21 protein-coding genes are annotated in these 18,748 nt (G+C 74.8%); 19 read left to right on the forward strand and 2 right to left on the reverse strand.

Features of this window, described 5'->3' with window-relative positions:
- Nucleotides 1-102: 102 nt before the first annotated feature.
- The 7 genes from rpsD to GWJ10_RS12835 all read left to right on the forward strand — a co-directional run bounded on the left by rpsD (nucleotide 103) and on the right by GWJ10_RS12835 (nucleotide 7,050).
- Nucleotides 103-729, forward strand: a complete 627-nt coding sequence (rpsD, locus tag GWJ10_RS12805) for a 30S ribosomal protein S4 (protein WP_021483439.1) — start codon at nucleotides 103-105, stop codon at nucleotides 727-729.
- A 247-nt stretch (nucleotides 730-976) separates the two neighbouring features.
- A complete protein-coding gene (locus GWJ10_RS12810; RefSeq protein WP_163187850.1) occupies nucleotides 977-1,375 on the forward strand; it encodes a DUF948 domain-containing protein in 399 nt (132 codons plus the stop codon).
- Complete coding sequence (locus GWJ10_RS12815; protein WP_076404900.1) at nucleotides 1,375-1,734, forward strand: hypothetical protein; 360 nt, start codon at nucleotides 1,375-1,377, stop codon at nucleotides 1,732-1,734. Before GWJ10_RS12810 ends, GWJ10_RS12815 begins: the two co-directional genes overlap by 1 nt.
- A gap of 66 nt (nucleotides 1,735-1,800) precedes the next feature.
- Nucleotides 1,801-4,488, forward strand: coding sequence for an alanine--tRNA ligase (gene alaS / locus GWJ10_RS12820; RefSeq protein ID WP_061267272.1), 2,688 nt, complete (start codon nucleotides 1,801-1,803; stop codon nucleotides 4,486-4,488).
- Nucleotides 4,485-5,021 carry a Holliday junction resolvase RuvX gene (gene ruvX / locus GWJ10_RS12825; RefSeq protein WP_241005793.1) on the forward strand — a complete coding sequence of 179 codons (537 nt, stop codon included), beginning with the start codon at nucleotides 4,485-4,487 and terminating at the stop codon, nucleotides 5,019-5,021. The genes alaS and ruvX overlap by 4 nt, the downstream gene beginning before the upstream one ends.
- On the forward strand, nucleotides 5,018-6,175 hold the full coding sequence (gene mltG, locus GWJ10_RS12830) for an endolytic transglycosylase MltG (protein ID WP_076404898.1): 1,158 nt from the start codon (nucleotides 5,018-5,020) through the stop codon (nucleotides 6,173-6,175). Before ruvX ends, mltG begins: the two co-directional genes overlap by 4 nt.
- Nucleotides 6,172-7,050, forward strand: coding sequence for a shikimate dehydrogenase (locus GWJ10_RS12835; protein WP_163187852.1), 879 nt, complete (start codon nucleotides 6,172-6,174; stop codon nucleotides 7,048-7,050). The genes mltG and GWJ10_RS12835 overlap by 4 nt, the downstream gene beginning before the upstream one ends.
- Before the next feature lie 14 nt (nucleotides 7,051-7,064).
- Here the strand turns inward: GWJ10_RS12835 and GWJ10_RS12840 are convergent, their stop codons facing one another.
- Nucleotides 7,065-7,775 carry an A24 family peptidase gene (locus GWJ10_RS12840; protein WP_163187854.1) on the reverse strand — a complete coding sequence of 237 codons (711 nt, stop codon included), beginning with the start codon at nucleotides 7,773-7,775 and terminating at the stop codon, nucleotides 7,065-7,067.
- Between the two features lie 181 nt (nucleotides 7,776-7,956).
- On the opposite strand from GWJ10_RS12840, the gene aroC reads away from it, so the two are divergent.
- Genes aroC through aroB form a run of 3 tightly spaced genes read left to right on the forward strand, consistent with a single transcriptional unit; the run spans nucleotide 7,957 to nucleotide 10,969 of the window.
- Nucleotides 7,957-9,174, forward strand: coding sequence for a chorismate synthase (gene aroC / locus GWJ10_RS12845; protein ID WP_163187856.1), 1,218 nt, complete (start codon nucleotides 7,957-7,959; stop codon nucleotides 9,172-9,174).
- Nucleotides 9,174-9,797: a shikimate kinase gene (locus GWJ10_RS12850; RefSeq protein ID WP_163187858.1), complete on the forward strand. Its 624-nt coding sequence runs from the start codon at nucleotides 9,174-9,176 to the stop codon at nucleotides 9,795-9,797. The genes aroC and GWJ10_RS12850 overlap by 1 nt, the downstream gene beginning before the upstream one ends.
- Complete coding sequence (gene aroB, locus GWJ10_RS12855) at nucleotides 9,794-10,969, forward strand: 3-dehydroquinate synthase (protein WP_061267278.1); 1,176 nt, start codon at nucleotides 9,794-9,796, stop codon at nucleotides 10,967-10,969. The genes GWJ10_RS12850 and aroB overlap by 4 nt, the downstream gene beginning before the upstream one ends.
- 16 nt (nucleotides 10,970-10,985) lie before the next feature.
- Here the strand turns inward: aroB and GWJ10_RS12860 are convergent, their stop codons facing one another.
- Nucleotides 10,986-11,753 (reverse strand): glycerophosphodiester phosphodiesterase family protein, encoded by a 768-nt coding sequence (locus GWJ10_RS12860; protein WP_061267279.1) that lies wholly within the window; start codon nucleotides 11,751-11,753, stop codon nucleotides 10,986-10,988.
- 197 nt (nucleotides 11,754-11,950) lie between these two features.
- Between GWJ10_RS12860 and GWJ10_RS12865 the strand changes: the two genes are divergently transcribed.
- The 9 genes from GWJ10_RS12865 (at nucleotide 11,951) to GWJ10_RS12905 (ending at nucleotide 18,713) form a co-directional block, all read left to right on the forward strand.
- Nucleotides 11,951-12,406, forward strand: a complete 456-nt coding sequence (locus GWJ10_RS12865; RefSeq protein ID WP_061267280.1) for a type II 3-dehydroquinate dehydratase — start codon at nucleotides 11,951-11,953, stop codon at nucleotides 12,404-12,406.
- Between the two features lie 60 nt (nucleotides 12,407-12,466).
- Nucleotides 12,467-13,105 (forward strand): hypothetical protein, encoded by a 639-nt coding sequence (locus GWJ10_RS12870; protein WP_163187860.1) that lies wholly within the window; start codon nucleotides 12,467-12,469, stop codon nucleotides 13,103-13,105.
- Nucleotides 13,102-13,584: a hypothetical protein gene (locus tag GWJ10_RS12875; protein WP_206153989.1), complete on the forward strand. Its 483-nt coding sequence runs from the start codon at nucleotides 13,102-13,104 to the stop codon at nucleotides 13,582-13,584. The genes GWJ10_RS12870 and GWJ10_RS12875 overlap by 4 nt, the downstream gene beginning before the upstream one ends.
- Nucleotides 13,585-13,691: 107 nt before the next feature.
- Nucleotides 13,692-14,255 (forward strand): elongation factor P, encoded by a 564-nt coding sequence (gene efp / locus GWJ10_RS12880; RefSeq protein WP_021482610.1) that lies wholly within the window; start codon nucleotides 13,692-13,694, stop codon nucleotides 14,253-14,255.
- Nucleotides 14,256-14,288: 33 nt separating this feature from the next.
- On the forward strand, nucleotides 14,289-14,708 hold the full coding sequence (nusB, locus tag GWJ10_RS12885) for a transcription antitermination factor NusB (RefSeq protein ID WP_021482611.1): 420 nt from the start codon (nucleotides 14,289-14,291) through the stop codon (nucleotides 14,706-14,708).
- 180 nt (nucleotides 14,709-14,888) lie between these two features.
- Nucleotides 14,889-15,572 (forward strand): bifunctional pyr operon transcriptional regulator/uracil phosphoribosyltransferase PyrR, encoded by a 684-nt coding sequence (gene pyrR, locus GWJ10_RS12890; protein ID WP_061267282.1) that lies wholly within the window; start codon nucleotides 14,889-14,891, stop codon nucleotides 15,570-15,572.
- Complete coding sequence (locus tag GWJ10_RS12895; protein WP_076404894.1) at nucleotides 15,569-16,660, forward strand: aspartate carbamoyltransferase catalytic subunit; 1,092 nt, start codon at nucleotides 15,569-15,571, stop codon at nucleotides 16,658-16,660. Before pyrR ends, GWJ10_RS12895 begins: the two co-directional genes overlap by 4 nt.
- Nucleotides 16,657-18,018, forward strand: a complete 1,362-nt coding sequence (locus GWJ10_RS12900; protein ID WP_163187862.1) for a dihydroorotase — start codon at nucleotides 16,657-16,659, stop codon at nucleotides 18,016-18,018. Before GWJ10_RS12895 ends, GWJ10_RS12900 begins: the two co-directional genes overlap by 4 nt.
- Nucleotides 18,015-18,713 carry a hypothetical protein gene (locus GWJ10_RS12905; RefSeq protein WP_163187864.1) on the forward strand — a complete coding sequence of 233 codons (699 nt, stop codon included), beginning with the start codon at nucleotides 18,015-18,017 and terminating at the stop codon, nucleotides 18,711-18,713. Before GWJ10_RS12900 ends, GWJ10_RS12905 begins: the two co-directional genes overlap by 4 nt.
- The last annotated feature ends 35 nt before the right edge of the window (nucleotides 18,714-18,748 follow it).

The following is an 18,748-nucleotide window of genomic DNA, read 5'->3' on the forward strand; positions in this document are numbered from 1 at the left end:
TCGCGGTGGAGCGTGCGGTCCATCGGCTGGTCCCGCACCCGGACCCGGTTCTCGGGACCAGGTGTGACGTCAGAACCCGAACGACAGGAATGAGATACCGCTGTGACGTCTGTCAAGCGCTCGCGCCGCCAGGTCCGCCTGAGCCGCGCCCTGGGCATCGCCCTCACCCCGAAGGCCGTCAAGCACTTCGAGAAGCGCCCGTACCCCCCGGGTGAGCACGGCCGCGCCCGCCGCCGCACCGAGTCGGACTACGCGGTCCGTCTCCGCGAGAAGCAGCGTCTGCGCGCCCAGTACATGCTCCGCGAGAAGCAGCTCGCGCGTGCGTACGAGGACGCCCGCAAGGACAAGGGCCTGACCGGTGAGGCGCTCGTCGAGAACCTCGAGATGCGTCTCGACGCCCTCGTGCTCCGCGCCGGCTTCGCCCGCACCATCCTGCAGGCGCGCCAGGCGGTCACGCACCGCCACATCCTCGTCGACGGCAAGATCGTGGACCGCCCGTCGTTCCGCGTGAAGCCCGGCCAGACCCTCCAGGTCAAGCCGAAGAGCCAGGCGACGACGCCGTTCCAGGTCGCGGCCGCGGGTGCGCACCGCGACGTGCTGCCGGCCGTCCCGGGCTACCTGGACGTCCAGCTCGAGAAGCTCAGCGCGGTGCTCACGCGTCGCCCGAAGCGCGCCGAGGTCCCCGTGCAGTGCGAGGTCCAGCTCGTCGTCGAGTACTACGCTCGCTGATTTCTGCCCCGGACGCCTCGCTCACCGCTTCGTCGGCGAGCGGGGCGTTCGTGCGTCCGGGCCGGTGCGTCGGCCCGCCCCCGCGAGGGCGCCGTCGCGCCGTGCCCGACGACGGTCCCCGCCCTGGTGCGGGTAGTGTTTCGCGGAGCCGTGGGTACGTCCGCGAGGAGCCCGCGGCGACGACCGTCCCGCGCGTACGGCGCACGGGTGCCGCGCCCGCGGCACCGTGACTGGCACTGGAGGAAGAATGTCCCTGGGAGATGTGGCCGGCCTCATCGCAGCCGTCGCGTTCGTGCTGCTCGTCGGCCTGCTCGCGGTGCCGCTCCTCAAGCTCGGCCGCGTGCTCGACGAGGCGCGCGCGAGCATCAAGGAGGTCACCGACCACTCGGTGCCGATCCTCGACGAGGCCGCGACGACCGTCGCCACGACGAACAGCCAGCTCGTCAAGGTCGACACCATCACCACGTCGGCCGCCCAGGTGAGCGAGAACGTCTCCGCGCTCACGGGCCTGTACGCCGCCACGTTCGGTGCGCCGCTGGTCAAGGTCGCCGCGTTCACGTACGGCGTGCGCCAGGCTGCCGCGCGCTCGTTCGGCCGTCGGCGGTCGCAGGGCAGCTCCGCGAGCCGCGCCGAGGGGTCGCGCTGATGCGCCGGGTCTTCTGGATCGGCGTGGGGGTCGCGATCACGGTCGTGGTCGTCGTGCGCGGCAAGAAGGTCCTCGCGCGCTACGCGCCGGCGTCGCTCGTGGACCAGGCGACGGAGCAGGTGAACGGCCTCGGCGAGAAGGTCGTCGAGATCGCCCGCGACTTCCGCACGGAGTTCGCGCTCGCGCGCGACGCGCGCGAGCAGGAGCTCATGGCGGCGCTTCTCGCCGAGGGCCAGGAGGACCCGGACGCCGTCCGCGCGCGTCGCGCGGCCGGACGCCACGCGCGTCCCGCCGCCGCCGACCGGGACGCGTTCGACGACACGGACGACGTCGAGGACCTGCTCGGCTACTCCTTCTAGGACGCCGAGCCCGCGGCGCCCACCGCACCACCCCGCACGACCACCGACCTCTTTCCGAAGGACATCATGCGCACCGCCGAGATCCGCAAGCGCTGGCTCGACTACTTCGCCGACCGCGACCACACCGTCGTGCCGTCGGCGTCGCTCGTCTCCCCGGACCCGTCCACGCTGTTCACCATCGCGGGCATGGTCCCGTTCATCCCGTACATGACGGGCGAGCAGACCCCGCCGTGGGACCGCGCGACGAGCGTCCAGAAGTGCGTGCGCACCCTCGACATCGACGAGGTCGGCAAGACGACGCGCCACGGCACGTTCTTCCAGATGAACGGCAACTTCTCGTTCGGGGACTACTTCAAGGAAGGCGCGATCACCTACGCCTGGGACCTGGTCACGGGCTCGCGCGACGAGGGCAAGTACGGGTTCGACCCGGAGACCGTCTGGGTCACCGTCTACCACGACGACGACGAGGCGCGGCAGCTCTGGAAGCGCATCGCCGGCCTGCCGGACGAGCGCATCCAGGCCCGCGGCAAGAAGGACAACTACTGGTCCACGGGCCAGCCCGGCCCCGCGGGCCCGTGCTCGGAGATCTACATCGACCGCGGTCCGGAGTTCGGCCAGGAGGGTGGCCCCGTCGTCGACGAGGACCGCTACCTGGAGATCTGGAACCTCGTCTTCATGCAGTACGCGATCGACGACGTGAAGTCCAAGGAGGAGTTCCGGATCGTCTCGGAGCTCGCGCGCAAGAACATCGACACGGGCATGGGCCTGGAGCGCGTCGCCTACCTGCTCCAGGGCAAGGACAACCTCTACGAGATCGACGAGGTGTTCCCCGTCATCACCGCGGCCGAGGCGCTCTCGGGCAAGCGCTACGGCGCGAACCACGAGGACGACGTCCGCATGCGCGTCGTGGCCGACCACGTCCGTTCGGCCCTCATGATCATGAGCGACGGCGTGCGCCCGTCCAACGAGGGCCGCGGCTACGTGCTGCGCCGTCTGCTGCGCCGCTCGGTGCGCGCGATGCGCCTGCTCGGCGTCGAGGACCGCGCCATGCCCGCGCTGCTCCCGGTGAGCCGCGACGCGATGGCGCCGTCGTACCCGGAGGTCGCGACGGACTTCGCGCGCATCTCCGACGTCGCCTACACCGAGGAGGACGCGTTCCGTCGCACGCTCACGGCCGGCACGACGATCCTCGACACCGCCGTGTCGCGGGCGAAGGCCGCGGCCGGCTCGGGCGGGACGCCGCTGCTCGGCGGGGACCAGGCGTTCGCGCTGCACGACACGTACGGCTTCCCGATCGACCTCACGCTCGAGATGGCCGCCGAGCAGGGCGTCCAGGTCGACGAGAAGGCGTTCCGCGCGCTCATGACCGAGCAGCGCCAGCGCGCGCGCGCCGACGCGCTCGCGAAGCGCTCCGGCGGCGTCGACACGGCCGCGTACGAGTCGCTCGCGTCCGAGCTCGCGGCGCCCGTGGAGTTCCTCGGGTACACCGAGTCGTCCGCGGCGGTGCGCGTCGCCGGCCTGCTGGTCGACGGCGTCCCCGCCCCGGCCGCGACGGCCCCGGCGGACGTCGAGGTCGTGCTCGACCGCACCCCGTTCTACGCGGAGGCCGGCGGCCAGCTCGCCGACCACGGCACGATCGTGCTCGACGGCGGCGCGACCATCGAGGTCGACGACGTGCAGCGCCCGATCAAGGGCCTGTCGGTGCACCGCGGCCGCCTGGTCGAGGGCACCGCGGCGCTCGGCGACCCGGGCACGGCGACGATCGACCGCGACCGCCGCAAGGCGATCAGCCGTGCCCACTCAGCGACGCACATGATCCACAAGGCGCTCCAGGAGTCGCTCGGCAAGGACGCGACGCAGGCCGGGTCGGAGAACGCGCCCAGCCGCATCCGCTTCGACTTCCGCCGCTCGTCCGCCGTGCCCTCGGGCGCGCTCTCGGAGATCGAGGAGCGGGTCAACACGCAGCTCCAGGAGAACCTCGAGGTCACGGACCAGCTCATGCCGATCACCGAGGCGCGCGCCCTGGGGGCGATGGCGCTGTTCGGCGAGAAGTACGGCGACACCGTGCGCGTCGTCTCCATCGGCGGCGACTGGTCGCGCGAGCTCTGCGCCGGGACGCACGTGCAGCGCACGGGCCAGCTCGGTCTCGTCACGCTGCTCGGCGAGTCGTCGATCGGCTCGGGCGTGCGGCGCGTCGACGCGCTCGTCGGGGACGGCGCGTACGGGTTCCAGGCGAAGGAGCACGCGCTCGTGGGCCAGCTCACGGGTCTGCTCAACGTGCGCACGGAGGAGCTGCCCGACCGGGTGAGCACGCTCGTGTCGCGCCTGCGCGACGCCGAGAAGGAGCTCGCCCAGCTTCGGCAGGCGCAGCTCCTCGCGGCGGCCGGCACGCTCGCCGCCGGGGCGGAGCTCGTGGGCGGCACGCGCGTCGTCGTGCACGACGCCGGCGAGGTCGCGTCGGCGGACGACCTGCGCGCGCTGGCGCTCGACGTGCGCGGCCGGATCGGCGAGGCGGAGCCTGCGGTCGTCGCCGTCGGCGGCGTCTCCAAGGGCCGCCCGCAGGTCGTCGTCGTGACGAACGCCTCCGCGCGCGCGGCCGGGCTGCGTGCCGGCGTGCTCGCCAAGGCCGCGGCCCAGACGCTCGGCGGTGGGGGCGGCGGCAAGGACGACATGGCCCAGGGCGGCGGCACGGACGTGTCCGCGCTGCCCGCCGCCCTCCGGGGCGTGCGCGACGGCGCCGCGGCGGGCGCGTGACCGGCCTGCCCGTGCAGCCCGCCGACGACGGGCGCGCCCCCCTCCCGCGGGGGGCGCGCCTCGGCGTCGACGTGGGCAGCGTCCGCGTCGGCCTGGCCGCGAGCGACCCCGACGGGCTCGTCGCGACCCCCGTCGAGACCCTCGCGCGCGACACGCGCGGCGGCGCGGCGGTCCCCGCCGAAGTCGCCCGCATCGCGGCCGAGGTCGAGGAGCGCAACGCCCAGGTCGTGTACGTGGGCCTGCCGCGTCACCTCTCGGGCGGGGAGGGGGCCGCCGCCCAGGGCGCGCGGGCGTACGCTGGTGCGGTGGCTCGCGTCGTCGCACCGGTGCCGGTGCACCTCGTCGACGAGCGGATGACGACCGTCAGCGCCCACCAGGCGCTGCACGCGTCGGGACGCGCCGGTCGCAAGCACCGGAGCGTCGTCGACCAGGCCGCCGCCGTTATCATTCTGCAATCCGCTCTCGAGGCCGAGCGGGGCGCGGGGGTGCGCGCCGGAGAACCTGTAGACCCGACAGGAGACCACCGACCGTGACCGACCTGTTCGAACGGCCCGCAGTCCAGGGCGAGCAGCAGCCCGCGCGCTCCTCGCGCGCCGAGCAGCGCGCGCGCCGGGCCGCGAAGAAGCGACGCCAGCGTCGGCGTCGCCGGGCCCTCGTGGTCCTGCTCGTCTCGCTCCTCGTGGTGGGCGGAGCGGGCTACCTCCTGCTCAACAACGCCTCGGACCTCTTCGGGTTCGCGAACCCGCTCGAGGCGAAGGACTTCGACGGCCCGGGGACCGAGCCCGTCGACGTCGTGATCGAGCCCGGTTCGACGGGCCGCGACATGGGGGCCGTGCTCACCGAGGCGGGCGTCGTCGCGAGCTCCGCGGCGTTCGCGAACGCGTTCGAGGAGAACCCGAACGCCGGCAAGATCCAGCCGGGCACGCACACGCTGCTCCTCGGCATGTCGGCGAAGGACGCCGTCGCGCGTCTCGTGGCGAACGACTCGCGCGTCGAGACGAAGATCACGATCCCCGAGGGGAGCACGGTCTCGCAGATCCTCGAGAAGGCGTCCTCCGTGACCGACATCCCGGTCGCCGACTTCCAGGCGGCGATGGCGGACACCGCCGCGACCGGCCTCCCGGCCGAGGCGAACGGCAACTACGAGGGCTGGCTCTTCCCGACCACGTACGTCCTCGAGCCGCAGGACAAGAACGCGCTCGCGATCATCCAGGGGATGGTCAGCCAGACGGTGATGAAGCTGGACGAGCTGGGCGTCGCCCCCGAGAACCGGGAAGCGGTGCTCATCAAGGCGTCGCTCATCGAGCGCGAGGCCGGCCGGGACGAGGACCGTCCCAAGATGTCTCGCGCCATCGAGAACCGTCTGGCGACGGGTATGCCTCTGCAGATCGATGCGGCGGTGGCCTACGGGACGGGCAACCCGCCTGGATACCAGGTCAAGCCGGAGGACACGCGCGACGCCAGCAACCCGTACAACACGTACGCCCACAACGGTCTGCCGCCGGGTCCCATCGCCTCCCCGGGCGCGGCGTCCATGCAGGCGGTGCTCAACCCTGAGCCCGGTGAGTGGCTGTTCTGGACGACGGTCAACTACGACACGAAGGAGACCCGTTTCGCGGTCACCCTCGCGGAGCACAACCGGAACGTCGACGCGTTGAAGCAGTGGCTCGCGGAGAACGAGGGGTGAGCACGACGCGCCCGCCGCGACGTGCGGCCGTCCTCGGTCACCCCGTCGCGCACTCGCTGTCCCCGGTGCTGCACCGTGCCGCGTACGACGCGCTCGGGCTGGACGGGTGGTCGTACGAGGCGATCGACACGACCGAGGAGCAGCTCCCGGCCTTCGTCAACGGCCTCGACGCCTCGTGGGCGGGCCTGAGCCTGACCATGCCGCTCAAGCACGCGGTGATCCCGCTGCTGGACCACGTCGACCCGCTCGCGAACGTCGTCGGGGCGGTCAACACGCTCGTGGTGCAGCCCACGGGCGGGACGCGACCGACGTTCGTCGGGACGAACACCGACGTGCACGGCCTCGTCGCGGCGCTGCGCGAGGGACTGGGGGAGCGGGAGGTGCGCTCCGCCGTCGTGCTGGGCGCCGGGGCGACCGCCGCCTCGACGCTCGCCGCGCTCGCGCAGCTGGGCTGCACGGCGCCGACCGTCCTCGTACGCTCGCTCGGGCGCACGGGCAGCCTCCAGCGCGCCGCGCACCGGATGGGCGTCGAGCCGCGGTTCGAGGTGCTGGACGTGGCGTCGCCCGCGCTCGTCGACCGCCTCGCGCGCACGGACGCCGTCGTGGCCACCCTGCCGTCGCGTGCTGCCGACCCGGTGGCGGACGCGTTGTCACGGGCCGGGGCGACGCTCGGTGGAGTGCTCCTCGACGTCGTCTACGACCCCCGGCCCACCGCGCTGTCCGTCGCCTGGACCGCGGGCGGCGGAACCGTCGTCGGCGGCGAGCGCATGCTCCTGCACCAGGCGGCCGAGCAGGTGCGGCTCATGACGGGCAGGCCCGCGCCGCTGGCGACGATGGACCGCGCCCTCGGCTCCGCGCTCGGCGCCCCGGTCTGAGCCCGACGGCGCGCTCAGCCGCCGAGGACCGCGCCGGTCGTCGTCTGCCCCCAGCCGGCGGCGACGCCCGCGCCGAGCACCATGAAGGGGCCGAAGGCCACCGCGGTGTCGCGGCGAGCGCGCCGCGAGACCACCAGGCCGAGCGCCCACGCACCGCCGAGCAGGAACGGCAGGAGGAGCCCGGCGACGAGCTCGGCCCACCCGAGCCACGCGAGCGGGGTGCCGAGCGTCCCGGCGAGCTTCACGTCGCCGAACCCCAGCCCGGGTGGGTGCGCGAGCCGCAGCGCGGCGTAGGCGCAGAAGCCCAGGGCGCCGCCGGCGAGCGCGCGGACGAGCGGCGCACCGTCGCCCGCCGCGAGCGACGCGACCGCGAGCAGCGCGACGACGGCAGCCCCCGTCGGGACCACGATCACGTCCGGCAGGCGGTGAGTGCGCACGTCGACCACGGCGAGCAGCGCACCGGCCGCGGCGACGACCACGACGGCGGGCGTCGCCCACGACGCGCCCGACCACCACGCCGCGGCCAGCGCCGCGAGCAGCGCGAGCACTCCACCCGCCCGGCCCGCGACCCGGAGCTCCCGGGCGAGGTCGGCGCGACGGCGTCGTCCCCACGTCCTCGGCGCGCCCGCGGTGACCACGGACTTCCGTGCCTCGTCCGGTTCGTCGTCACCCGCCCCGCGGAGCGATGCCGCGGCGTACCTCGTCCCGTCCCCCTGCTGGACCATGCGCGGCACCGTAGCGCGCCCGCGGTGGCTTGGGACGTCGTCGTCCACAGACCGCCGCGTCGGCGGGTACGGCGCGGCCCGCGGCGTCCCCTCAGGACCCCTCGACCCGTCGTCGCGCGCCGTCGGTCCGCACTGCGGGCGCCCGCCGGGACGGGCGCGCCGACGTGGGAGGATGGCGATCATGCTGCGTTGGTTGACATCGGGTGAGTCGCACGGCGAGGCGCTGGTCGGGATCCTCGACGGGCTGCCCGCGGGCGTCGAGCTCACGACGGACGACGTGCGCGCCGCGCTCGCGCGCCGCCGCCTCGGGTACGGCCGCGGTTCGCGGCAGAAGTTCGAGCAGGACGAGCTGCGCGTCCTCGGCGGCCTGCGCCACGGGGTGACCCAGGGCGGGCCGCTGGCCATCGAGATCGCGAACTCCGAGTGGCCCAAGTGGGTCGACGTCATGTCGTCGGACCCGGTGCCGCCCGAGGCCTTGCTCGTCGACGCCGGGACGGGCGACGTCCGGGAGATCGCGCGCAACCGCCCGCTCACCCGGCCCCGCCCGGGGCACGCCGACCTCGTCGGCATGCGCAAGTACGGCTTCGAGGACGCACGCCCCGTGCTCGAGCGCGCCTCGGCACGCGAGACGGCGACGCGCGTCGCGCTCGGCACGGCCGCGGCGAAGTTCCTCGAGCAGGCGCTCGGCGTCCGGCTCGTGTCGCACGTCGTCGCCATCGGGCCGGTCGAGGTCCCCGAGGACGCGCCGGTGCCCGGCCCCGACGACGTCACGGCGCTCGACGCGGACCCGGTGCGCTGCTTCGACCCGGACGCCGCCGCGGCCATGGTCGCGGAGATCGACGAGTGCCAGAAGGCGGGCGACACCCTCGGCGGCGTCGTCGAGGTGCTCGCGTACGGGGTCCCCTCCGGCCTGGGCACCTACGCGCAGAGCGACCGTCGCCTCGACGCGCGCCTCGCCGCCGTCCTGATGGGTATCCAGGCGATCAAGGGCGTCGAGGTCGGCGACGGCTTCCGCACCGCGCACCGCCGCGGGTCCGCCGCGCACGACGAGATCGAGCGCGGCGCCGACGGCCGCATCCACCGTCGCAGCAACCGTGCCGGCGGCGTCGAGGGCGGCATGTCGAACGGCGAGGTGGTGCGCGTGCGCGCCGCCATGAAGCCGATCTCGACGGTGCCGCGCGCGCTCGCGACGGTCGACGTCGTCACCGGCGACGTCGCCAAGGCCCAGCACCAGCGCTCCGACGTGTGCGCGGTCCCGCCCGCGGCGGTCGTCGCCGAGGCGATGGTCGCGCTCGTGCTCGCCGAGCAGGCGCTCGAGAAGTTCGGCGGCGACTCCCTCGCGGAGGTCCGCCGGAACGCCGAGGCGTACCTCGCCGCGATCCCCGAGCTGCAGCGCTGATGACGCCCGTCGCCCCGGGGACCCGCCCGGTCGTCGTGCTGGTCGGCCCGCCCGGCAGCGGGAAGTCGACCGTCGCGCGCCACCTGGCCGAGCTGCTCGGCCTCGCGCAGCGCGACACGGACGTCGACGTCGAGACCACGGCCGGGAAGCCGGTCGCGGACATCTTCGTCGACCACGGCGAGCCGCACTTCCGCGAGCTCGAGCGCGAGGCGGTGACGACCGCGCTCGCCACGCACGACGGCGTCCTCGCCCTGGGCGGCGGCGCGGTGCTCGACGAGCACACGCAGACCGCGCTCGCGGCGTACGTCGCCGCGGGCGGGACGGTCGTGTTCCTCGACGTGAGCCTCGCGCACGCCGCGCCGCGCGTCGGCCTCAACCAGGCGCGCCCGCTCCTGCTCGGCAACCCGCGGGCGCGCTGGGCCGCCCTCATGGAGGCGCGTCGCCCCGTCTACGAGCGGGTCTCGACGCTGCACGTCGTCACCGACGCGCGCACGCCCGCCCAGGTCGCGCGCGAGATCCGCGGGCACCTCGCGGGCGACGTCGCGCCCACCCCGGGGCGCACGACGCCCGCACCCGCGCCGGCCGACCCCGCCGGCACCCCGGTCGAACAGGAGAACGCGTGACCCCCGACGCCACCACCCCCGCCCAGGACCCGGCCGCCGCCGCGCCGACGCGCGTGCGGGTCGCGGGCGAGCAGCCGTACGACGTCGTCGTGGGGCGCCACCTGCTCGGCGAGCTGCCCGCGATGCTCGGCGGCTCGGTGCGCCGGGTGCTCGTCGTGCACCCCGCGGCCCTCGCCGCGACGGCCGAGGTCGTCCACGAGGACCTCAAGGCGTCGGGCTACGAGGCGTACGTCGCGGAGGTGCCGGACGCCGAGGAGGCCAAGACCGCTCAGGTCGCCGCATTCCTGTGGGGCGTGCTCGGGCAGCTGGACTTCACGCGCACGGACGCGGTCGTCACGGTCGGCGGCGGCGCGACGACGGACCTCGGCGGCTTCGTCGCCGCGACCTGGCTGCGCGGCATCCGCGTGGTGCACGTGCCGACGACGCTCCTCGCGATGGTCGACGCCGCGGTCGGGGGCAAGACCGGCATCAACACCGCCGAGGGCAAGAACCTCGTCGGCGCGTTCCACCCGCCGGCCGGCGTCCTGTGCGACCTCGCGGCCCTGGAGTCGCTCGGGCGCTGGGACTTCGTCGCGGGGCTCGCGGAGGTCGTCAAGACGGGGTTCATCGCGGACGAGCGCATCCTCGAGCTCGTCGAGGCGCACGCCGACGCGCTCGCCGCGTGGGGCACCCGGCCGACGACGGACGAGACCTGGGCCGTCGTCGCCGAGCTCGTCGAGCGCTCGGTCGCGGTCAAGGCGCGCGTCGTGGGGGAGGACCTCAAGGAGGCCGGGCTGCGCGAGATCCTCAACTACGGCCACACGCTGGGCCACGCCGTCGAGCTCACCGAGCGCTACCAGTGGCGCCACGGAGCGGCCGTCTCCGTCGGCATGGTGTTCGCCGCCGAGCTCTCGCGCCTCGCCGGGAAGCTGGACGACGCCGTCGTCGACCGCCACCGCGCGATCCTCGGCTCGCTCGGGCTGCCCCTCACCTACCGGGGCGACCGGTGGGAGCAGCTGCTGTCCGCCATGCGCCGCGACAAGAAGTCGCGCGGCGACCTCCTGCGCTTCGTGGTGCTCGACGACGTCGCCCGCCCGACGCGCCTCGAGGGCCCGGACCCGACGCTCCTCGCCGCGGCCTACGCCGAGATCGCGGCGGACGCCCCGGTGGGCCGCGGGCCGATCGCCCTCTGACGGATCCTCGGCAGGGTCAGGCCCAGAGCCCTCGTCCGCGGAGCACGTCGCGCAGCACGTCCGAGCGGTCGGTGACGATGCCGTCGACCCCGAGGTCGAGCAGCCGGTGCATCGTCGGCGCGTCGTTGACCGTCCAGGCGTGCACCGCGACGCCGGCCCGGTGCGCGGCCCGCACGAACGCCGAGTCCACGACCCGGACCCAGCCCTCGCGCACCGGGACCTGGAGGCAGTCGACCGAGCGGGCCGCGAGGCGGGCGAGCGCGTCCGCGCGCGCCCGCCCTGCGAGCAGCATGCCCACCACCGCGCCTCGCGCGCCGGACACGGTCACGGGGCGCGAGAGCCGCGCCACGGTCGCCTCCCGCCGCGACGCGGCGAACGACGCGACGCACACGCGGTCGTGCGCGCGCGTGCGCTCGATCGCGCGCGCGACGGGCTCGGCCGCCGCGGCCGACTTGACGTCGACGTTCACGCGGAGGTCCGGCCACGTCCCGAGGACGTCCTCCAGCGACGGCACCGGCTCCCGGCCGCCGATCCGGGCGGTGCGCACCGTGCGCCACGGCAGGTCGGCGACCAGGCCGCGCGCGTCGGTCGTCCGGTCCAGCGAGGCGTCGTGGAGCGCCACCGCGACGCCGTCCGACGTCGCGTGCGCGTCCGTCTCGACGTACCGGAGCCCCAGCTCGCGGGCCGCCGCGAACGCCGCCATCGAGTTCTCCAGGCCGTCGCGCGAGAAGCCGCGGTGCGCGAGCGCCGCGAACGGGGCGTCGAGGTAGCGCGTCGCGCTCATGCGGCTGTCCGTGGACGAGCGACGGACGGCGCGGCGACGGGCGCGGAGCGCAGGTGCGGGTGCCGTGCCGGCGGTCGGGGGCGGGCAGCGCTGAGGGTCACCCCGCCAGCCTGCCCGAGGCCGTGGTCCGTCGCCCGTCGGGAGCGGCCCCGGACGTGTCGCCGTCGCTCGCTCCGGCACGGCTAGGCTCGGGCGCCATGGAACGCGTGCTCGTCCTCAACGGACCCAACCTCGGCCGGCTCGGCGTGCGCGAGCCGGAGATCTACGGCTCGGCCTCGATGGCGGACCTCCGCGAGTCGGCGACGACGTGGGGGAGCGCGCTCGACCTCGCCGTCGACGTGCGGCAGACCGACGACGAGTCCGAGCTCGTCGGCTGGCTGCACGAGGCCGTCGACGCGCGGGCCCACGTGGTGCTCAACCCGGCCGCGTTCACGCACTACTCCTACGCGGTGCGCGACGCCGCCGCGCAGGTCACGACGTCCGGCCTGCTGCTGGTCGAGGTCCACCTCAGCAACCCGGCGGCGCGCGAGGCGTTCCGCAGCCACTCCGTCGTGGGGGCGGTCGCGACCGGCACGGTCGCGGGCTTCGGCTTCGACTCCTACCGGCTCGCGCTCGAGGCCGTCGCCGCGCGCCTGCGCGGGACCCGGGCTTGATCTGCCCTGATCAATCCCGGGGCCTTGATGTTCGACAAACAAGGGTCTAGCCTTGATGTCATGTACGTGCTGACCGTCGACCAGCGGGGGAGCACCGGTCGTCCCGACCGCGTCCCCGAGGTGCTCGCGCGGCTCGACGAGATGCTGGCGGGCCGCGGCGGCGTCGTCGTCCCGTTCGCCCGAACGGTCGGCGACGAGGTCCAGGGCGTCCTCGACGACCCGGAGGCCGTCGTCGAGGTCGTGCTCGACCTCCTGCGCGACGCCGGCTGGAGCGTCGGCCTCGGCGTCGGGCCGGTCGACGAGCCGCTGCCCGCGGTCTCGCGCGAGGCGTCGGGCACGGCGTTCGTGCGCGCCCGCGAGGCGGTCGAGCAGGCGAAGTCGCGCGCGGCGACCGCGCCCGTGGCCGTCCGTGGGGAGCCCGCGGCGCGCGCCGCGGAGGTCGAGGCGCTCCTGCGCCTCCTCGCGGCGGTCGTGGACCGGCGCACCGCGCCCGGGTGGGAGGCCGTCGACGCGCTGGCGCGTGTGGGTGGTACCCAGAAGGATGTGGCTCGCGCGCTCGGCGTGTCCGAGCAGGCGGTCAGCCAGCGGCTGCGCACCGCGCTGTGGCCCGAGGAGGCGGCGGCGCGGCCCGTGGTCGCGAGGCTGCTGGGCGAGCTCCACGAGGGGCCGCCGGTGGATCGGCAGGAGGAGAAGGCGTGACGGACCCGGTGACGGTCGTGCTCGTGGTGCTCGTCTGGGTGGTCGCGCTCGCCGCGAGCGTCCTCGGCGGCGGCCCCGTGACCCAGGGGGTCCTGCGCGCGGCGGCGCGCGCGGGCGGCTCCGCCGCCCCGGGTCGCGCCGGCCGGCCGCGGCGCGGTGCCCCGGCGGACCCGGCGGCCGTCCCGGTGCCCCCGCCGCCCCCTCCGACGACGGGGCCGATCGGGACGGAGGCCGTCAAGGCCCTGCGCGGCGGGACGTGGATCGGGATCCTCGAGCGGTTCGCGATCACGGGCTGCCTCCTCGCGGGCGAGCCGGGCGGCATCGCCTTCGTCGTCGCGATCAAGGGCCTCGGCCGCTACCCCGAGCTGCGCGAGCACCCCGTCGCGTCGGAGCGCTTCGTCATCGGGACGCTCGCCTCGATGTGCTGGGCGGCGACCCTGGGCGTCGTGGCGAACGCGGTCCTCGCCGCGCTCCGGTAAGATCGTCAAGGCCCATTTCCGCATCCCGCTCTCGTGGCCCCGTCGTGCCGTCCCGGCACGCGGCAGCGCGTCGACGGGACCGCTGACCCTCCGACAGGAAGACGAACGTGGCGACCACCAACGACATCAAGAACGGCACCGTGCTGCGACTCGACGGCCAGCTGTGGACCGTGATCGAGTTCCAGCACGTCAAGCCCGGCAAGGGTGGCGCGTTCGTCCGCACCAAGATCAAGAACGTCATGACGGGCAAGACGATCGACAAGACGTTCAACGCCGGCCTCAAGATCGAGACCGCCAACGTCGACCGCCGTGACTTCCAGTACCTGTACCAGGACGGCGCGGACTACGTGTTCATGGACACCTCGACGTACGACCAGATCACGGTAGGTGCCGAGATCGTGGGCGACGCCAAGGACTACATGCTCGAGAACCAGAACGTGCTCATCGCGTCGAACGACGGCCAGCCGCTCTACATCGAGCTGCCCGCCTCGGTCGTCCTCGAGATCACGTACACCGAGCCGGGCCTGCAGGGCGACCGCTCGACGGGCGGCACCAAGCCCGCGACGCTCGAGACGGGCGCGCAGATCCAGGTCCCGCTCTTCCTCGAGCAGGGCACCAAGGTCAAGGTCGACACGCGTGACGGGTCGTACCTCGGCCGCGTGAACGACTGACCGCCGGCACCGACGGACAGACGACGGACTGACATGGCCGCACGCACCAAGGCGCGCAAGCGCGCGCTCGACGTCCTCTTCGAGGCGGAGCAGCGTCACGTGGACCCGACGACCCTCCTCGCGGAGCGCGTCGCCGACCCCGGGACGGCGCAGACCGCGCTGCCGCAGTACGCGGTCGACATCGTCGAGGGTGTGCTCGCCCACCGCGAGCGCATCGACGAGCTGCTCGAGACGTACTCCCACGGGTGGACGCTCGAGCGCATGCCCGCCGTCGACCGGGCGCTGCTGCGCATCGGCGGCTGGGAGATCCTCTTCAACGACGACGTCCCGGACGTCGTCGCGATCGACGAGGCCGTCGACCTCGCGCGCTCCCTGTCGACCGACGACTCGCCGTCGTTCGTCAACGGGCTGCTCGCGCGCATCGTCGAGATGAAGCCGACGATCACGGCCTGACCGCGGCGCCCGGCCCCGACCGGGACGACGCCTCGCGCGGCGTCGGTCACGGGTGTGACCGACGCCGCGTCCCACCGGGCGGGACGCGCACCCGGCCGCCGGACCACCGGCGGTAGGGTGGGTGACCGTCAGACATCCTTTAAGGCCCGTCCTGTGAGGCGGGGAAGGAGGTCGCCGGACATGAGCTCTGGCGCTGCTGTGCCCACACCATCCGTACCTCGGCCGGGGTCCGACCCCGAGACGGGGCCGACCGCCGGGACCGTCGTCCTCACGGCGGCGGACATCTCCCGCGCGCTGACGCGCATCGCCCACGAGATCGTGGAGCGCAACAAGGGAGCCCACGACCTCGTCCTCCTCGGCATCCCGACGCGCGGCGTCCCGCTCGCGGCCCGGCTCGCCGAGCGCCTCGCCGCGATCGAGGCAGACGGTGCGCCCGACCCGCACGCGATCGTCGGCGAGCTCGACGTGACGATGTACCGCGACGACCTGCACCGCCACCCGACGCGCACGATCGGCGCGACGCGCCTTCCCGCGTCGGGGATCGACGGCAAGGTCGTGGTCCTCGTCGACGACGTCCTGTACTCCGGCCGCACGATCCGGGCCGCGCTCGACGCGATCAGCGACCTCGGCCGCCCGCGCGCGGTGCAGCTCGCGGCGCTCGTCGACCGCGGCCACCGGGAGTTGCCGATCCGCCCCGACTTCGTGGGCAAGAACCTGCCCACGTCGACGTCCGAGCGCGTGAGCGTGCGCCTCGCCGAGATCGACGGCGCTCCCGCGGCGGGCGACGCGTCCGCCGACGCGGTGGTCATCCGGCCCGCTGCTGCGCAGCCGGGCTCCTCCGAGGACGGGGAGGCCCGCGCATGAGGCACCTGCTCTCGACCCAGGACCTCGGGCGTGCCGACGCGATCCGCATCCTCGACACGTCCGCCCAGATGGCCGCGACGCAGTCCCGCGAGATCAAGAAGCTCCCGACGCTGCGCGGTCGCACGGTCGTCAACCTCTTCTACGAGGACTCCACCCGCACGCGCATCTCCTTCGAGACCGCCGCGAAGCGGCTGTCCGCGGACGTCATCAACTTCTCGGCCAAGGGGTCGAGCGTGTCCAAGGGCGAGTCGCTCAAGGACACCGCGCTGACGCTCCAGGCGATGGGCGCGGACGCGGTCGTCGTGCGGCACCAGGCGTCGGGCGCCCCGCACCTGCTCGCGCACGCGGGCTGGCTCGACGCGGCCGTGGTCAACGCGGGCGACGGCATGCACCAGCACCCGACGCAGGCGCTCCTCGACGCGTACACGCTGCGCCGCCACCTCACCGGGACGGGACTGACGTCGCCGGGGGCGAGCGGTCCCGACGACGCCGCGGCGCGCGGCGCGGGCCTCGACGGGCGCCACGTCGCGATCGTCGGCGACGTGCTGCACTCGCGGGTCGCGCGCTCGAACGTCCACCTGCTGCACACGCTCGGGGCCCGCGTGACGCTCGTCGCGCCGCCCACGCTCCTGCCGGTCGGCGTCCAGACGTGGCCGTGCGAGGTCTCCTACGACCTGGACGCGGCCCTCGCTGGAGACACGGCGCACGGCGGCCCCGACGCCGTGATGATGCTGCGCGTGCAGCGCGAGCGCATGAGCGGCGCCGGCGCGGGGGGCGGGGCCTTCTTCCCGAACCCGCTCGAGTACAGCCGCAAGTACGGGCTCGACGCTCGGCGCCTCGGGCTCCTCGCCGAGCACGCCGTCGTCCTGCACCCCGGCCCCATGAACCGCGGCCTCGAGATCTCCGCGCAGGCGGCGGACTCGCCGCGCGCGGTGATCGTCGAGCAGGTCGCGAACGGCGTCGCCGTGCGCATGGCCGTGCTCTACCTCCTCCTCGCGGGCAGCGACGAGGCCGACTCCGCGGCGTCGGCCGCGCCCCTGCCCTCCGCCCAGCCCGTCCCCGCCGTCGAAAGGGTCTCCGCCTCGTGAGCAGCGCCGCAACCACCACGTACGTCCTGCGCGGCGCGCGCCCGCTGGGCGGCGACCCCGTCGACCTCGTCCTCGCGGACGGCGTGGTCGCCGAGCTCGCCCCGGTCGGCGCCGCGCGCGCCGCGGACGACGACGGCACCGTCGTCGTCGACGCGACGGGCCTCGTCGCCCTGCCCGGGCTGGTCGACCTGCACACCCACCTGCGCGAGCCGGGGCGCGAGGACGCCGAGACGATCGCGTCCGGCACCCGCGCCGCGGCGGCGGGCGGCTTCACGGCCGTGCACGCGATGGCGAACACGACCCCGGTCGCGGACACCGCGGGCGTCGTCGAGCAGGTGTGGCGTCTCGGGCGCGACGCGGGCTGGGTCGACGTGCACCCCGTGGGCGCCGTCTCCGTCGGGCTCGCGGGCGAGCAGCTCGCCGAGCTCGGCGCGATGGCCGACTCCGCGGCCCGCGTGCGGGTGTTCTCGGACGACGGGAAGTGCGTCGACGACCCGATCCTCATGCGCCGCGCCCTCGAGTACGTCAAGGCGTTCGACGGCGTCGTCGCCCAGCACGCGCAGGAGCCGCGCCTCACCGAGGGCGCCCAGATGAACGAGGGCGTCGTGTCGGCGGAGCTCGGCCTCGCGGGCTGGCCCGCCGTCGCCGAGGAGGCGATCATCGCGCGCGACGTGCTCCTCGCGGAGCACGTGGGCTCGCGCCTGCACGTGTGCCACCTCTCGACCGCCGGCTCGGTCGAGATCGTCCGCTGGGCCAAGGGCCGCGGGATCGACGTCTCGGCCGAGGTCACGCCGCACCACCTCGTGCTCACCGACGACCTGGCGCGCGGCTACGACCCGACGTTCAAGGTCAACCCGCCGCTGCGCACGGCCGCGGACGTCGAGGCGGTGCGCGAGGGCCTCGCCGACGGCACGATCGACATCGTCGCGACCGACCACGCGCCGCACGCGCGCGAGGACAAGGACTGCGAGTGGGCCGCGGCCGCGTTCGGCATGACGGGCCTCGAGACGGCGCTGAGCGTCGTGCAGCAGACCATGGTCGACACGGGCCGCATGACGTGGGCCGACGTCGCGCGCGTGCTGTCGAGCGCGCCCGCGCGCATCGGCCGCATCGACACGGGGGAGCGCGCCCAGGGCCGCCCGCTCGAGGTCGGCGAGCCTGCCAACGTCACGCTCGTCGACCCGGCCGCGCGGCGCGTGGTCGACGGGGCCGGGCAGGCCACCGCGAGCACCAACACGCCCTTCCAGGGCCGCGAGCTGCCCGGTGCGGTCGTCGCGACGTTCCTGCGGGGCCGGGCCACCGTGCTCGACGGCGCGCCCGTCGAGGCGGTCGCGGCCGGTCGGGGGGTGGGGGCGTGAACCTGCCGCAGCCCGTCGCGGCCGGGATCTGGATCGTGCTCGGTGTCGTCCTGCTGACGCTCGTGCTCGTCGGCCGTCGCCGGCTCGTGCGCCGCTCCGCGGGCTTCGTCCCGACGCCGCCCGCCGTGCCGGCGGAGGCCGCGCGCGGCGGCGTCGTGCTCGGCCCGCTCGACGTGCTGTACGTGTCGAGCACGCTCGCGGGCGACTGGCTCGCGCGCGTCGGCGCCCACGGCCTCGGCGACCGGGCGCAGGCCCAGGTCACCGTGCACGACGCCGGCCTGCACGTCGCGCGCCGCGGCGCCGACGACGTGTGGGTCCCCGCGGCGGCCGTCGAGGACGTGGCGCTCACCCCGGGCATGGCGGGGAAGTTCGTCGGGAAGGAGGCCATCGTCGTGGTGACGTGGTCCGTCCCCGCCGAGCCGGTCCCGGCCGACGCCCCCGAGGCCCCGCCGCACCCCGAGGTGCGGCTCGACACCGGCCTCATGCCGCGCCACGACCACGACGTCCCGCGTCTCCTGGAGGCCGTGCGCGACCTCGCCGGCCGCCCCCGGGACGCGGGCGCCGACGGCACCCGCGAACGACGAACCGGGGCGCCGAGCAGCGCCACCGACGCACCCACCGACCAGGACGGCCCGGCGCCGACGCGCGAGAGCGCCGCACCCGGCACCGACGAGAACGACGAGGAAGCACCTTGACCGCCTCAGCGAACGCAGTGAGCTCACCGACCGCA

It is taken from the genome of Cellulosimicrobium sp. SL-1, from assembly GCF_011033075.1.
In the GTDB taxonomy this organism is placed as follows: Bacteria; Actinomycetota; Actinomycetes; order Actinomycetales; family Cellulomonadaceae; genus Cellulosimicrobium; species Cellulosimicrobium funkei.

Excerpts from the sequence above, each read along its gene's own strand:
- GWJ10_RS12810 (WP_163187850.1), top strand. The coding sequence starts at position 977 with ATGTCCCTGGGAGATGTGGCCGGCCTCATCGCAGCCGTCGCGTTCGTG.
- GWJ10_RS12815 (WP_076404900.1), top strand. The coding sequence starts at position 1,375 with ATGCGCCGGGTCTTCTGGATCGGCGTGGGGGTCGCGATCACGGTCGTG.
- alaS (WP_061267272.1), top strand. The coding sequence starts at position 1,801 with ATGCGCACCGCCGAGATCCGCAAGCGCTGGCTCGACTACTTCGCCGAC.
- GWJ10_RS12840 (WP_163187854.1), bottom strand. The coding sequence starts at position 7,775 with ATGGTCCAGCAGGGGGACGGGACGAGGTACGCCGCGGCATCGCTCCGC.
- aroC (WP_163187856.1), top strand. The coding sequence starts at position 7,957 with ATGCTGCGTTGGTTGACATCGGGTGAGTCGCACGGCGAGGCGCTGGTC.
- GWJ10_RS12850 (WP_163187858.1), top strand. The coding sequence starts at position 9,174 with ATGACGCCCGTCGCCCCGGGGACCCGCCCGGTCGTCGTGCTGGTCGGC.
- GWJ10_RS12860 (WP_061267279.1), bottom strand. The coding sequence starts at position 11,753 with ATGAGCGCGACGCGCTACCTCGACGCCCCGTTCGCGGCGCTCGCGCAC.
- GWJ10_RS12865 (WP_061267280.1), top strand. The coding sequence starts at position 11,951 with ATGGAACGCGTGCTCGTCCTCAACGGACCCAACCTCGGCCGGCTCGGC.
- GWJ10_RS12870 (WP_163187860.1), top strand. The coding sequence starts at position 12,467 with ATGTACGTGCTGACCGTCGACCAGCGGGGGAGCACCGGTCGTCCCGAC.
- nusB (WP_021482611.1), top strand. The coding sequence starts at position 14,289 with ATGGCCGCACGCACCAAGGCGCGCAAGCGCGCGCTCGACGTCCTCTTC.
- pyrR (WP_061267282.1), top strand. The coding sequence starts at position 14,889 with ATGAGCTCTGGCGCTGCTGTGCCCACACCATCCGTACCTCGGCCGGGG.
- GWJ10_RS12895 (WP_076404894.1), top strand. The coding sequence starts at position 15,569 with ATGAGGCACCTGCTCTCGACCCAGGACCTCGGGCGTGCCGACGCGATC.